At 62.3% G+C, this 12,769-nt stretch carries 14 protein-coding genes; 12 read left to right on the top strand and 2 right to left on the bottom strand.

Annotation, left to right across the window (positions count from 1 at the left end):
• Window positions 1–128 precede the first annotated feature (128 nt).
• Window positions 129–3,839: a response regulator gene (locus ACQY1P_RS16830; protein WP_430254513.1), complete on the top strand. Its 3,711-nt coding sequence runs from the start codon at window positions 129–131 to the stop codon at window positions 3,837–3,839.
• Between the two features lie 12 nt (window positions 3,840–3,851).
• On the opposite strand, the gene mnmD is transcribed toward ACQY1P_RS16830, so the two are convergent.
• Complete coding sequence (gene mnmD, locus ACQY1P_RS16825) at window positions 3,852–4,592, bottom strand: tRNA (5-methylaminomethyl-2-thiouridine)(34)-methyltransferase MnmD (protein ID WP_092660203.1); 741 nt, start codon at window positions 4,590–4,592, stop codon at window positions 3,852–3,854.
• Between mnmD and ACQY1P_RS16820 the strand changes: the two genes are divergently transcribed.
• The 10 genes from ACQY1P_RS16820 to ACQY1P_RS16775 all read left to right on the top strand — a co-directional run bounded on the left by ACQY1P_RS16820 (window position 4,591) and on the right by ACQY1P_RS16775 (window position 11,354).
• Window positions 4,591–5,793: an NAD(P)/FAD-dependent oxidoreductase gene (locus ACQY1P_RS16820; protein ID WP_430254511.1), complete on the top strand. Its 1,203-nt coding sequence runs from the start codon at window positions 4,591–4,593 to the stop codon at window positions 5,791–5,793. The genes mnmD and ACQY1P_RS16820 overlap by 2 nt on opposite strands.
• 112 nt (window positions 5,794–5,905) lie before the next feature.
• Window positions 5,906–6,613 (top strand): DUF1045 domain-containing protein, encoded by a 708-nt coding sequence (locus ACQY1P_RS16815; RefSeq protein WP_192086195.1) that lies wholly within the window; start codon window positions 5,906–5,908, stop codon window positions 6,611–6,613.
• A gap of 71 nt (window positions 6,614–6,684) precedes the next feature.
• Window positions 6,685–7,641 carry an allantoinase PuuE gene (gene puuE / locus ACQY1P_RS16810; protein ID WP_430254509.1) on the top strand — a complete coding sequence of 319 codons (957 nt, stop codon included), beginning with the start codon at window positions 6,685–6,687 and terminating at the stop codon, window positions 7,639–7,641.
• Window positions 7,638–8,135, top strand: a complete 498-nt coding sequence (gene uraD / locus ACQY1P_RS16805) for a 2-oxo-4-hydroxy-4-carboxy-5-ureidoimidazoline decarboxylase (RefSeq protein WP_113166794.1) — start codon at window positions 7,638–7,640, stop codon at window positions 8,133–8,135. Before puuE ends, uraD begins: the two co-directional genes overlap by 4 nt.
• A 63-nt stretch (window positions 8,136–8,198) precedes the next feature.
• Entirely contained in the window at window positions 8,199–8,492 is a 294-nt protein-coding gene (locus ACQY1P_RS16800) for a nucleotidyltransferase family protein (RefSeq protein ID WP_430254507.1), read from the top strand.
• Window positions 8,489–8,851: a HepT-like ribonuclease domain-containing protein gene (locus ACQY1P_RS16795; protein ID WP_192077407.1), complete on the top strand. Its 363-nt coding sequence runs from the start codon at window positions 8,489–8,491 to the stop codon at window positions 8,849–8,851. The genes ACQY1P_RS16800 and ACQY1P_RS16795 overlap by 4 nt, the downstream gene beginning before the upstream one ends.
• A gap of 1 nt (window position 8,852) precedes the next feature.
• Window positions 8,853–9,359, top strand: coding sequence for an ureidoglycolate lyase (locus ACQY1P_RS16790; protein ID WP_430254505.1), 507 nt, complete (start codon window positions 8,853–8,855; stop codon window positions 9,357–9,359).
• On the top strand, window positions 9,356–9,712 hold the full coding sequence (gene uraH, locus ACQY1P_RS16785; protein WP_062582770.1) for a hydroxyisourate hydrolase: 357 nt from the start codon (window positions 9,356–9,358) through the stop codon (window positions 9,710–9,712). The genes ACQY1P_RS16790 and uraH overlap by 4 nt, the downstream gene beginning before the upstream one ends.
• On the top strand, window positions 9,712–10,458 hold the full coding sequence (locus ACQY1P_RS16780) for a metallophosphoesterase family protein (protein WP_430254502.1): 747 nt from the start codon (window positions 9,712–9,714) through the stop codon (window positions 10,456–10,458). The genes uraH and ACQY1P_RS16780 overlap by 1 nt, the downstream gene beginning before the upstream one ends.
• A 110-nt stretch (window positions 10,459–10,568) precedes the next feature.
• On the top strand, window positions 10,569–11,354 hold the full coding sequence (locus ACQY1P_RS16775) for a hypothetical protein (protein WP_430254500.1): 786 nt from the start codon (window positions 10,569–10,571) through the stop codon (window positions 11,352–11,354).
• Window positions 11,355–11,384: 30 nt separating this feature from the next.
• Here ACQY1P_RS16775 and ACQY1P_RS16770 read toward each other — a convergent pair whose 3' ends face one another.
• Window positions 11,385–12,146 (bottom strand): SDR family NAD(P)-dependent oxidoreductase, encoded by a 762-nt coding sequence (locus ACQY1P_RS16770; protein ID WP_062455476.1) that lies wholly within the window; start codon window positions 12,144–12,146, stop codon window positions 11,385–11,387.
• A 200-nt stretch (window positions 12,147–12,346) separates the two neighbouring features.
• On the opposite strand from ACQY1P_RS16770, the gene ACQY1P_RS16765 reads away from it, so the two are divergent.
• Window positions 12,347–12,763: a response regulator gene (locus ACQY1P_RS16765; protein WP_249406410.1), complete on the top strand. Its 417-nt coding sequence runs from the start codon at window positions 12,347–12,349 to the stop codon at window positions 12,761–12,763.
• Window positions 12,764–12,769: the final 6 nt, after the last annotated feature.

Below are 12,769 nucleotides of genomic sequence, written 5' to 3'. Positions count from 1 at the left end.
CCCCCGGCCGCACTCCATTCGAACTTGCGAAAACGCAAATATTAAACAACCCTGTGTTCCGGGCAACGTGTTGTTAATACTCGCTATGGTGTTATCGGGTCGGTTTCCGAAAAATGGTGGGATCCCGCATGCGCGGGAGTGAGCGGGGCAGGGTGCACACGAAGAGCGAACGCCTGGAAAGCAAGTTTCTGGAGCGGGCCTGCGCCCGCATCGTGGATCTCCCCGAACCCGCCTATATCAAGAACTGCCGGCTCGCATACGTCGCCGTCAACCCCGCCTATGCGGCCATGGTCGGCGCTCGCCCGGAGGAGCTCGTCGGCCAGACAAGCCGCAGCCTCGGCAGCGATGGCGAAAAGGACGAGCGCAAGGAAAAGGAATGCCGCGCCCTGGTGTTCGGTGCCGAAGAAAAGGCGTTGGCGTTCAACGCCGACGGGATTTTCTCCCACGAGATCCATATCGAACGGTTTCTGACGGAAGACGATCAATCCTACGTCTTCGGCCATTTCCTGCCGGTCGGCGCTGCATCGCGCCCAACGGGTAATGGCGTCCCCGCGCCGCTCGAAACGACAGCGAAGCCGTTTTCGCTGTTTGAGAACGGTCTTCTCGACGACGCGATCGACATGCTCGAAATGGGCATCGGCATCTACGACCGCGACAATGTGCTCGTTTACTGCAATTCGCAGCTTGTCGACCATTTCGATGCCTGTGGCATTGTCATCAAGCCGGGCATAGCGCTGGAGGACATCATCCACCGCGCCTATGATCAGCGGGAACGTGCGGCAAGCGGCAATGCGTCCGTAACGCTTGCGCCGCGCGAGAAGTGGGTGGAACAGCGTCTCCGTGCCTTCCTCGTTCCCTATCACGAGCGGATCGACAAGCTGCCGGATGGGCGCTGGATGCGCAGTCTCAACAAACGGCTGGAAAACGGCCTGCTGATCGCCATCCGCCACGACGTCACCGACTTCAAGGACCAGGAGATGTTGCTGCGCAGCCAGGTGGCGGAAACCGGGCTTTTCCGCGCCATCCTGGAAGACCTGCCGGCCCCCGTGTTCGTTCGCAACGAAAAGCACGAGCTGACCTATGCCAACCACGCCTACGAGCAAATGCTGGGCAGCGAACGGGAAAACTATCTCGGCAAGACGGAAGCCCAGATGTTTCCCTGGGCGGCGGAGCGGTTCTGGAACGAAAACGCCCGCGTGCTGGACGGCGAGGCGATCGACAAGTCGGAGGATATGACCTTCCCGGACGGTTCGGTCATTCCGGTTCTTACACGCCTGCGCTCGATCGAGGTCGACGACGGCAGCCGCTATCTGGTCTGCTCGCGCACGGACGTGTCGCTGATCAAGGAAGCGCAGCAAAAGGCGGAAAAGGTCAGCCAGGATCTGCAGACGATCCTGTCGGCCCAGCCCGTCGGCATCGGTATTCTCGATGCGGATCTGGTGTTCGAATACGCCAACCCCGCCTTCTATACATCCTGGGATACGGACAAGCGCTTCGATCTGGCCGGCCGTTCCTACCGGGATTTCATGAAGGTCAATTACGACAACGGTATCTATGCCGGCTCGGACCTGGATTTCGATGCGATCTACAATGCCCGCATCGCCGCACTGACAGCCAGCAACGATCATCCGCCGATCGAGATCCGCACCCATGGCGGCCATTACCTGCTGATTTCGGGCACGCAACTGACCGATGGCAAGATCCTCATCAGCCATACCGATATCACCGCGATGCGCCAACGCGATGCGGACATCCGGCAAGCGCAGGAAGCGCTGCAGAAACACGGCGCGCTGATGCGCGACGCAACCAGCGCAATGTCTCAGGGGCTGCTCATCCTGCACGACGGCGCGATTATCTTTTCAAACGATGCGCTTGCCGCCATGCTGGAGATGCCGGCCGACATGCTGTCGATCGGCAAAAGCTGGCGCAACGTCTTTGGCTACTGCGCAAAACGCGGCGATCTTGGCGATGCGCGCACCTCGACCGCGGCGCTGCGCGAATGGGAAGCGAGCGTTGCCTCTGGAGAGCCGGTATTTACCTCGTTCCGCGTCGAGGACCGCCGCTGGATCCAGCTCGAGGCCCGCCCGACCGGGGACGACCACTGGCTTGCCGTCTTCACGGATGTCACCGAGAGCAAGGAACGCGAGGCGGACCTGACGCGCCTGCTCAACCGGGCGGAAGCGGCCGACCGGGCGAAGTCGGAATTCCTTGCCAACATGAGCCACGAGATCCGCACGCCGATGAACGGCGTGCTCGGCATGGCCGAACTGCTCGCCAAGTCCAGCCTCGATACCCGCCAGAAAACCTTCGTCGACATCATCGTCAAATCCGGCAATGCGCTTTTGACGATCATCAACGACATTCTCGATTTCTCCAAGATCGATGCCGGCCAGATGAAGCTGCGCAAGGCGCCGTTCGATCCTGTTGAGGCAATCGAGGACGTGGCGACGCTTCTGTCGTCGGCCGCCGCCGACAAGGATATCGAACTGATTGTCCGCGGCGAGGTTTCGGTGCGCGAAACGGTCCTCGGCGATGCCGGCCGCTTCCGCCAGATCGTCACCAATCTGGTCGGCAATGCCGTCAAATTTACCGAAAAGGGCCATGTCTTCATCGACTTGAAGTCGCGGCCGATCGATGGTGACCAGCTGATGCTGTCGATCCGCATCGAGGATACCGGCCTTGGCATTCCCGAAGAAAAGCTTCGGTCGGTGTTTGAAAAGTTCAGCCAGGTGGATACGTCGTCCACCCGCCGTCATGAAGGCACCGGGCTTGGTCTTGCGATTACGTCCGGTCTGGTCGAGCTGTTCGGCGGTTCCGTCGAGGTCGAGAGCGAGCTTGGCCGCGGTTCGGTCTTTACCGTCAACCTGCCGTTTGCCGTGGTTGCCGAACGCAAGATGGAAGTGACGCTGCCGGTCAGCACCAGCGGTGCCCGGGTGCTCGTGATCGACGACAACGCTGTGAACCGCCGCATCCTCACCGAGCAGCTGAGCATGTGGGGCTTCGAGACCGTTGCCGCTGAAAACGGGGCGGAGGGTCTTGCCTTCCTGCACGAAGCAACCAGGCTCGGCATCGTCATCGATGTGGTCGTGCTGGATTATCACATGCCGGAGATGAACGGGTTCGACTGCGCCAAGGCGATCCGGCGCGACAGGCGCTTCGATTTCACCGGCATCGTCTTCCTGACGTCGATGGACATGGCAAACGACGAGACGATGTTTGCCGAGCTCAATGTTCAGGCGCATCTGATGAAGCCCGCCCGCGCAGCCCTTTTGCGCAGCACGATCATCGACGTCGTCCGCGTCATCCGCACCCGGCGCCGCGCATCCGGGCAGGCGGTGCCGCTCATTGCGTCGTCTACTCCAGCCGTCGACACAGCTGGCTCAAAGCCTGCAGAACCGGTGGCGCAGGAAAACACCGTCGCTCCCATCGTCAAACCAACGCTCGATGTTCTCGTGGCTGAGGACAACGAGGTCAACCAGATCGTCTTTACCCAGATCCTGCAGATGACCGGATGGCTGTTCCAGATCGTCAAGAACGGGGCGGAAGCCGTCGAGGCCTGGCAGAAGTATGATCCGGCAGTGATCATCATGGACGTGTCGATGCCGGTGATGAACGGCCATCAGGCGACCCGCAAGATCCGCGAACTCGAGACATCGACCGGCACGCATGTCCCGATCATCGGCGTCACGGCCCACGCGCTCGAAAGCGACCGCGAGCTCTGCTTCCAGGTCGGCATGGACGATTATCTGTCGAAGCCAATTAGCCCTGAAGCGCTGGAGAACAAGATCCGTCACTGGCTGGATGGGGCAGTCGTCGTTTCGGCGCTCGACGGCAATTGAGGTCTTGGAGCCTCAGCCCTTGCGTCCGCTCAGCATCTCTCGCTTTCCGGCAAAACCGGGTTGGCGCTCCACGGTGAAGCCGGCCGCCGCCAGATTGCGCCGGACGAAGCCTGCTGCCGCATAGGTTCCGAACGTGCCGCCGATGCGGGTCTTGTCGAACAGCGCCTGCATCAGCTCCGGCGACCACATGTCCGGATTGCGCGACGGCGCAAAGCCATCGAGGAACCACGCGTCGAACTCGTCTCCCGCAGCCGTGACGCCGTCGAGCGCCGGGCCGCAGACAACCGTCAGCGTCGTCTGATCGTCGAGGTCGATGATGATCCGGCCGCTCGGCTCATCCGGCCATGCTTGCGTCAGTGCCTGCCGTTGCGCATCGATTTCCGGCCACCGCGCCAGTGCCCGCCCGATCTCGTCGCGCTGCATTGGATAGAGCTCGAACGATGTGAAATGCAGCCGCGTGCCGGGTTTGCGGAAAAGCGCCCACTGGCGCCAGGTCTCGCAGGCGTTGAGGCCGGTGCCGAAACCGAGTTCGCCGATCCGGAACGTGTCTCCAGCTGGCGACATCTCGGTCCAGCGCTCCGGCAGGCCGTTTCCGGCCAGAAACACATGGCCGCATTCCAGCCGGCCATCGGTGCGGCAATAAAAGTGGTCGCCAAATTCCGTCGAATACGGCATATCGCCGTCATGCCAGTCGAGCGCCGGGGCTTCAGGCGTGGCGTCGTCTTTTACAATTTCGGGATCGTGATTGCTCATGGAAGATGCGGATAATCCTCGAGGTCCCCGGGGTCAATCGCCAGCGATGCCGCATCTCCCCGGCGATCATGTCGATCTCCTGATCATCGGCGGCGGCATCATGGGCCTCTGGGCCGCGGTCAAGGCGGAACGGCTTGGCATCCGAACCCTTTTGGTCGAAGCCGGACGGTTGGGGCAGGGTGCCAGCGGCGGCATTCTGGGCGCGCTGATGTCGCATGTGCCCGACCGCTGGAACGACAAGAAACAGGCGCAATTCGACGCACTCGTCGCCCTCGAAGACGAAGTGGCGAGGCTCGAAGCCGAGGCCGGGCTGTCCTGCGGTTATCGCCGCTCCGGTCGGCTGATCCCGCTGCCGAAGCCGCACTTGAGACCCATCGCCCTACGCCATCAGCAGGAGGCAGAGGTCAACTGGCGGCACGACGGCGATCCGTTCCACTGGCATGTGCTCGATGCGTCGCCTTTCGACGGATGGCCGGACCCGGCCTTTACCGAAGCCGGCATCGTGCACGACACGTTTGCCGCCCGCGTTTCCCCCCGTCATCTGATGGCTGCGCTCGCCGCCTTCCTTGGCAACGCCCGGCATGTGAGCCTGATCGAAGGACTGCCGGCGGAGCGGATCGACCCGGTGGCAAACCGCGTCGAATTTGCCGATGGACGCTCGATCGGTTTTGGCCATTGCATGATTGCGGCCGGCCCGCAGTCGTTTCCGCTGCTTGGTCCCCTGTCTCCATCCATCTCGGTTCCGCTGGGACAGCCGGTGAAGGGGCAGGCGGCGCTGTTGAAGGCCGATATCGATCCGTCGCTGCCGATCCTCTTCCTCAACGGCCTCTATGTCATCGCCCATGACGATGGCCACGTGGCGGTCGGCAGCACCAGCGAGGAGGAGTTCGACGCGCCGTTTGCCACCGATGCCAAGCTCGACGATCTCCTGGTCCGCGCCCGCGCGCTCGTGCCGGCACTTTCCGGTGCGGAAGTGGTGGAGCGCTGGGCCGGCTTGAGGCCCAAGGCGATCGGCCGTGAGCCGATGGTGGGGCCGCATCCCGACCATCCAAGCGTCATCGCTCTCACCGGCGGCTTCAAGGTCAGCTTCGGGCTTGCCCACAGGCTTGCGGATGCCGCGCTCGGTTTCGTCATCGGTCAAGAGCACTCGCTTCCCGAGAGTTTTATACTTTGGGATCATCTTTCGGTTGCTACGCGTTAAACGCGCGTTTCGGCCCTTTCTCGTCGTTAATCTGTCACGCAAATCGCGTAACCCAATTCGTGGGGTTGATGAGCATGCGTGAATAAACGAACAGGGGCAGAAAAGGTGACGCATGCGCTACGCACTCTATTTTACGCCACCTGCGCATGATCCGCTGACGCTTGCTGCGGCGCAATGGCTCGGCCGCAGTGCCTATTCCGGCGAGGCGATGGAGCCGCCCGAGATCTGCAACCTTGGTTTGCACGAGATCGCCTATCATACCGCGCTGCCACGCCGCTGCGGTTTTCACGCCACGCTGAAGGCGCCGTTCCGGCTGGCGCCCGATATTACCGAACAGATGCTGCTGCGCCATCTGATGCGCTTTGCCGGTGCCCATGATCCGTTCGAACTGCCGCCTCTCGAAGTGGCGCGGCTCGGCAATTATTTCGGGCTCGTGCCGGCGCTTCCCTGCGAGCGGATGCGGTTTCTCGCCTGCGCCGTCGTGCAGGAATTCGATGCGTTTCGGGCGCCTCTCTCGGAAGGCGAACTGGAACGCGCCGATCCCGGCGATCTCTCGGCACCGCAGTTTTCCAATCTTCATCGCTGGGGCAACCCTTACGTGATGGAAGAATACCGCTTTCACATGACGCTGACGGGCCCGATGACACCGGCCGAGATGCCGCGTTTCGAAACGGCCTTGCGCGCCCATTTCAATCCGTATCTGCTGCGTCCCTTGGAAATCGCCAATATCGCGCTGTTCGTCGAGAATGAGCCCGGTGCGCCGTTCCATGTCCATTCTCTGCATCCGATGGGGCGCGTTTCCGCCCGCAAGATCGCCTGAGCGATCACGTTCCGTCTCGACATCGGCGGAAAGGCTGGGCTACCTTCCACAAGAGATAATCGAGGTGGACCATGCCCATAACCATAAAAGACTATCCCCGCGACCTCGTCGGCTATGGCCGCCATACGCCTGATCCGAAATGGCCCGGCGGCGCCAATATCGCCGTGCAGTTCGTGATCAACTACGAAGAGGGCGGCGAAAGCTCGATCCTGGATGATGATCCGGCGTCTGAAAACTTGCTGTCGGAGATCGTCGGCGCCGCCGCCTGGCCGGGCCAGCGCAATCTCAACATGGAATCGATCTACGAATACGGTTCTCGCGCCGGTTTCTGGCGGCTGCACCGGCTGTTTACCGAACTCAATGTGCAGACCACCGTCTATGGCGTGACGCTTGCCATGGCCCGTAATCCCGAAGCTGTCGCTGCCATGAAGGAAGCCGGTTGGGAGATCGCCAGCCACGGTTACCGCTGGCTGGAATACAAGGATTTCGACGAAGCGCGGGAACGCGAACACATTCTTGAGGCGGTGCGCCTGCATACGGAGCTTACCGGCGAGCGTCCTTACGGCATGTATCAGGGCAAGCCATCCGACAACACGCTGAAGCTCGTCATGGAAGAGGGCGGTTTCCTCTATTCGTCCGACAGCTACGCCGACGATCTGCCCTATTGGGTTCCCGGGTTGGATGGCAAGCCGTTCCTGATCATCCCCTATACGCTGGAAACCAACGACATGCGCTTTGCCACGCCGCAGGGTTTCAACACCGGCGATCAGTTCTTCACCTATCTAAAGGATGCGTTTGACACACTTTACCGGGAAGGCGAGGAGGGGGCGGCAAAGATGCTGTCGGTCGGCCTGCATTGCCGCCTCGTCGGGCGTCCGGGTCGCGTTGCTGCGCTGCGCCGGTTCATGGAATACGTGCTCTCCCACGACAAGGTCTGGCTGCCGCAACGCATCGAGATCGCCCGCCACTGGCACGCCCATCACAAGCCCTCAGATGCGTCGATGACCAGCACGGTGGCTGCACGATGACCGCCCGCAACGATTTCGTCGCGACCTTCGGTGGTGTGTTCGAACATTCGCCCTTTATCGCCGAGCGCGCCTATGACGGCGGCATGATCTTCGTGCCGCTGACCGCCAAGGGCGTGCATGAGGCGATGGTGGCGGTTTTTCGCGCCGCGGACCCGCAGGAGAAGCTCGGCATCCTCAACGCCCATCCGGACCTTGCCGGCAAGCTCGCCATCGCCGGCGGATTGACTGAAGAGAGCAAAAGCGAACAGGCCGGCGCCGGTCTCGATCGTCTGAGCCCAGATGAGCACGCACGCTTCACCGAACTCAACGCCGCCTATGTCGCAAAATTCGGCTTCCCCTTCATCATCGCCGTCAAGGGCCTGACACGGGACGACATCCTCGCCGCCTTCGAGACCCGCGTCGGCAACGATGCGGACCAGGAGTTCAAGACCGCCTGCGCCCAGGTGGAAAGGATCGCGCATCTGCGGCTGCTGGCGCTTTTGCCGGAGACGTGAGGGGTTTGCTTTTCCCTTGCCTGTCCTTCGCCTATAGTGACCGCAACAGGAGTTCTCGCCCTCATGAGACCGTCGGAAGTGCTGGAGAAAAACCGTGTGGCTATCCGCGAAGCGACGAAACGCTTCAATGCGGCGAACCCGCGCGTCTTCGGTTCGGTGGCGCGGGGTGAGGACGGTCCGGACAGCGATATCGATATTCTCGTCGATGCACTGCCCGGCACGACGCTGTTCGATCTCGGCGGATTGCTAGAAGAGCTGAAGGAGATGATGTCGGGTACCGATGTCGACCTTCTCACACCGGGGGATCTTCCCGAGCGCCTGCGCGAGCGGATACTGCGGGAAGCCAAGCCGGTATGAGCATCGAGCGGCTCCAGACCTACATCGATGAAATGCTTGAGATCGGGCAGGAGATCCGGACGTTTGTCGCAGGCATGACCTATGAGGACTTCGCCGGCAATATTCTCGCGCAGCGGGGCATCGGGATGAACCTGCTGATGATCGGCGAAGCCTCCATGCAGCTTGCCAAGGAGTTTCCCGAATTCGTGGCCGACCATCCGGATATCCCGTGGATCAAGATCCGCGGAATGAGAAACCGCATCGCGCACGGCTATCGCAGCATCAATGTGGAAACTCTGTGGGATACGGTTCAGACATCCATTCCCGACCTTCTCGACCAACTCCACTCTCTGCGCAACTTCCATGCCCAAGGCGAATGATATGACCGACCCCGAAACCCTCCACATCCTCCCGCTCACCAAAGCAGCATTCGCAGCCTATGGCGACGTGATCGAGGCCGATCCGGCGACGATGCGGCTGATCAACAACGGCACGACGGAGCGCTACCATGGGCTGGCCTCACCGGTCGTAGTCGGGGCCCCGGAGCGGCTGATCTTCAACATTTTTCGCAGCCAGCCGCGGAGTTTCCCGCACGAGGTCGGGATGATGGAGCGACATCCGTTCGGCAGCCAGAGTTTCATGCCGCTGTCGGGGCGGCCGTTTCTGGTGGGCGTCTCCGACGACGAGGACGGCCGGCCGGGGCGTCCGAAAATCTTTTTGGCGCAGCCGCATCAGGGCGTGAACTATTTCGCCAATACCTGGCATCATCCGCTGATGGCACTCGGCGAGGTCAGCGATTTTCTCGTCGTCGATCGCGACAACACGGCGGCAAACCTCGAGGAATTCTTCTTCGACAAACCCTATCGCATCACGGAGCCCAGCCTATGACCGGCCTCACCACCCATGTGCTCGATACCGCGAGCGGTGCGCCTGCCTCCGGGCTCGTCATCGACCTCTACCGGATCGACGGCGACGCCCGCGAAAAACTCATGACGGTCACGACCAATGCCGATGGCCGCATTGATGGCGGACCGATCCTCTCCGGCGACACCTTCGTCACCGGCATCTTCGAGCTTGTCTTCCATGCGGGCGACTACCTGCGTGCCCGCGGCGTCGCGCTCACCGAGCCGGCCTTTCTCGACGTCATCCCGATCCGCTTCGGCATTTCCGATGTCTCGGCGCATTATCATGTGCCGCTGCTGATCTCGCCCTATGGCTATTCCACCTACAGGGGAAGCTGATGCGCTTTGCAGCGATCGCCGATATCCACGGAAACTGCGCCGCACTGCAGGCGGTGCTCGACGACATCGCAGACCTCGGCATCCGCGACATCGTCAATCTCGGCGATTGTTTCAGCGGCCCACTGGAGGCTGACAGGACCGGTGACCTGCTGCTGCTTCTCGATGAGGCCGCAGCGCAGACCGTGCGCGGCAACCACGATCGCTACCTCCTGGAAACGCCACCCGACGCCTTGGCGGCCTCGGATCGGCACGCGCACGGGCAGCTGGCACCGCGGCATTTCGAATGGCTGCGCAAACTGCCATTCACCAAGGTCTGGCGCGACGACGTTTACCTGTGCCACGCGACCCCGGAGAACGACAATCTCTACTGGCTCGAAACGGTGTCGGCTGACAGCCACGTGACGCTGCGGCCGCAAGCCGAGATCGAAGCGCTGGCCGAAGGCATCGCGCAATCGCTGATCCTCTGCGGTCACAGCCATGTCGCCCGGATCGTTCAGCTTTCCGATGGCCGGCTGATCGTCAATCCCGGCAGCGTCGGCCAGCCCGCCTATGACGACGATGCCCCCGTCTATCACAAGGTCGAAACCGGCCATGCTCTGGCGTCCTACGCGGTGATCGAAAAGACCGACAAAGGCTGGACGCCCACACTGCGCACCGCTGCCTACGACCACATGGCAATGTCGCGGCTTGCCGCGAAAAACGACCGTCCCGACTGGGCAAGCGCACTCGCGACCGGCAGGGTGTGAGGGGCGGCCGGCTCCCCCTCCAGTCTTCATCCACTGCAAAAATTCCGACGGAAACCATTCCGCAAGGCTTCTTCCAGATACTCCCCTGCGACGAGACAGGGGATGATTCGATGGCTCAATCACGCGCAAAACCGGCTGCTAAGCGCAAGCGCAGCGCCGGGACCAAACGCTCTTCCTCGCGTTCGGGCGGTTCGCTCTGGCTCTGGGGGGCTGCCCTTGTCGTGGTCGGCGGCTCGATCGCGCTTTATGATCATTCGACTGCCGCGCGACGGTTCGTGACCGGTCTCACCACCACGAAGCCGGTTCAAACGGCGGCACGGCCCTCCCAGCGCGACGATCATCCGGTGCCGCCGAAACCGGTCGTCGCCGCTGCGCCCCTGCATCGCCCGGTCACGCCGCGGCCGGCGGCTGCGATAGACCAGAGCCAGACGGCCGCGATCATTCCGCCGGCGCCGATCGGCAAGCCGGGGCTGGACGCGGTTGCCGCACAGTCGGCTGCTCAGCCGGGGGCGCCGAGACTGGGCGAAAAGCTTGCCGGTGCCTATGAGGCAAAGTTCTTTCTCTGCGGCACCGCCAAGCAGGACGACTGCGTCGTGTCCGCCGACCGCTTCGTCCTCCATGGTCAGAAGATCCGGCTGGTCGGCGTCGAAGTCCCCAATATCGCAAAGCCCCGGTGCGAGGCCGAGCGGATCAAGGCAAGCGATGCCAAGCTGCGGGTCCGCGCGTTCCTCGATTCCGGTCCGTTCGACCTGATGAGCTGGCGCGGCAATGATGCGGCGGTGGACGGTCACCAGTTGCGCGAAGTCACCCGCAACGGCCGCTCGCTTGCCGATATCCTCGTCAAAGAGGGACTGGCGAAGCGCCCGGGCGCCGGCACGTCCGGCTGGTGCTCCTGAGCCTCAGCCGCTTTTCGCCGGGCCTCCACCTTACTTCGAAGGCTGGCCGTTGGACGCAGAGATCCCGCCATCGACCGGCAGGTTGACGCCCGTCACGAAGCGCGCATCGTCGCTCGCCAGAAACGCGATCACAGCGGCGACATCGGCCGGCTCGCAGGGACCTTCCAGCGCAAAGCGCGCGTTGAACTGGGCCAGCCGTTCCTGGTTGTCCATGATGCTGTCCGTCATGCCGCTGCGGGTCAGGCTCGGGCAGACCGCGTTGACGCGGATGCCGTCCTTGCCGTGATCCAGCGCCATCGCCCGGGTGAGATTGACGACACCACCCTTGGCGGCATTGTAGGCCGCCATGCCCCAGTCGCCACCGGTGCCGGAAACAGACGCGACGTTGACGATCGAGCCTCTGGTCGTCTTCAAATGCGGGATTGCCGCGCGGCTTGCGAAGAACACGCCGTCGAGATCGGTCGCCATCACCTTGCGCCAGTCGCTGGTCGACAGCGATGACACATCGCCCTGCACCGCTACACCTGCATTGTTGACGAGAGTGTCCACGCGACCGAACGTCTTGACCGCGGCCTCGACCAGATCGTTCACCTGGTCCTCGTCCGCCATGTCGCAGGCCTGCACGAGAACGCGGTCCTCGGGGTAGGGCGCTGCAACCGCCTCGAGCTTTTCGGGGGTGCGGCCGGCGATCACGACGAAGGCGCCCTCATCCAGAAACCGTTCTGCGGTCGCCTTGCCGATGCCCGATCCCGCGCCCGTGACGATGACGACTTTTTCGCTGAAGCGCTGCATGAAATTCTCCTTGTAAGCGATGCTGTTAGGGCCATCCTCCAAGGCTTCGAACGGGCAGGAACGGGGCGCGGTTCCACCGGCAGACGCGGCGAATATGCGATTGTTCGCATTTTATTAATATTGTTAGCAAAGACTGACGGACGGGACACATCGAAATCAGATGGCAGGCGTTGAGGGAGCGAACTACATCGGAGGCGAACATGGCTTTGTATCAGCGTACCGTGCTTGTCGTAGAAGATGAGCCCCTAATCCGGCTGCATCTGGCAGACACTTTGGAGGATGCCGGCTATACGGTTCTCGAGGCATCGAACGTGCTCGAGGCGGTGGCCGTCCTTGGGCAGTCCCGATCCGTTGACGCGGTCATTACCGATATCGACATGCCCGGCGCCCTCGACGGTTTCGACCTGATGAAGCTGATCTGCAGCTGCTACCGGGATACCGCCGTCATCGTCACGTCAGGCGGTCATGTCCTGTGCGAAGCCGAGCTTCAACCCGGCTGCGCGTTCATTCCCAAACCCTATGACCTGCCGAAAATGCTCGACATGCTCGCGGCACGGATTGCCCAGGCATCGACCCGGTCGTCCCAGGCCTGGCCCTGCGGCAGACTGTGGGCCTAGGCTCAG

This window comes from Neorhizobium sp. DAR64872/K0K18 (genome assembly GCF_050500175.1).
Lineage (GTDB): Bacteria > Pseudomonadota > Alphaproteobacteria > Rhizobiales > Rhizobiaceae > Neorhizobium > Neorhizobium soli.
This window is presented reverse-complemented; position numbering and strand designations above follow the sequence as displayed.

Excerpts from the sequence above, each read along its gene's own strand:
- ACQY1P_RS16830 (WP_430254513.1), top strand. The coding sequence starts at position 129 with ATGCGCGGGAGTGAGCGGGGCAGGGTGCACACGAAGAGCGAACGCCTG.
- ACQY1P_RS16820 (WP_430254511.1), top strand. The coding sequence starts at position 4,591 with ATGGAAGATGCGGATAATCCTCGAGGTCCCCGGGGTCAATCGCCAGCG.
- mnmD (WP_092660203.1), bottom strand. The coding sequence starts at position 4,592 with ATGAGCAATCACGATCCCGAAATTGTAAAAGACGACGCCACGCCTGAA.
- ACQY1P_RS16815 (WP_192086195.1), top strand. The coding sequence starts at position 5,906 with ATGCGCTACGCACTCTATTTTACGCCACCTGCGCATGATCCGCTGACG.
- puuE (WP_430254509.1), top strand. The coding sequence starts at position 6,685 with ATGCCCATAACCATAAAAGACTATCCCCGCGACCTCGTCGGCTATGGC.
- uraD (WP_113166794.1), top strand. The coding sequence starts at position 7,638 with ATGACCGCCCGCAACGATTTCGTCGCGACCTTCGGTGGTGTGTTCGAA.
- ACQY1P_RS16800 (WP_430254507.1), top strand. The coding sequence starts at position 8,199 with ATGAGACCGTCGGAAGTGCTGGAGAAAAACCGTGTGGCTATCCGCGAA.
- ACQY1P_RS16795 (WP_192077407.1), top strand. The coding sequence starts at position 8,489 with ATGAGCATCGAGCGGCTCCAGACCTACATCGATGAAATGCTTGAGATC.
- ACQY1P_RS16790 (WP_430254505.1), top strand. The coding sequence starts at position 8,853 with ATGACCGACCCCGAAACCCTCCACATCCTCCCGCTCACCAAAGCAGCA.
- uraH (WP_062582770.1), top strand. The coding sequence starts at position 9,356 with ATGACCGGCCTCACCACCCATGTGCTCGATACCGCGAGCGGTGCGCCT.
- ACQY1P_RS16780 (WP_430254502.1), top strand. The coding sequence starts at position 9,712 with ATGCGCTTTGCAGCGATCGCCGATATCCACGGAAACTGCGCCGCACTG.
- ACQY1P_RS16775 (WP_430254500.1), top strand. The coding sequence starts at position 10,569 with ATGGCTCAATCACGCGCAAAACCGGCTGCTAAGCGCAAGCGCAGCGCC.
- ACQY1P_RS16770 (WP_062455476.1), bottom strand. The coding sequence starts at position 12,146 with ATGCAGCGCTTCAGCGAAAAAGTCGTCATCGTCACGGGCGCGGGATCG.
- ACQY1P_RS16765 (WP_249406410.1), top strand. The coding sequence starts at position 12,347 with ATGGCTTTGTATCAGCGTACCGTGCTTGTCGTAGAAGATGAGCCCCTA.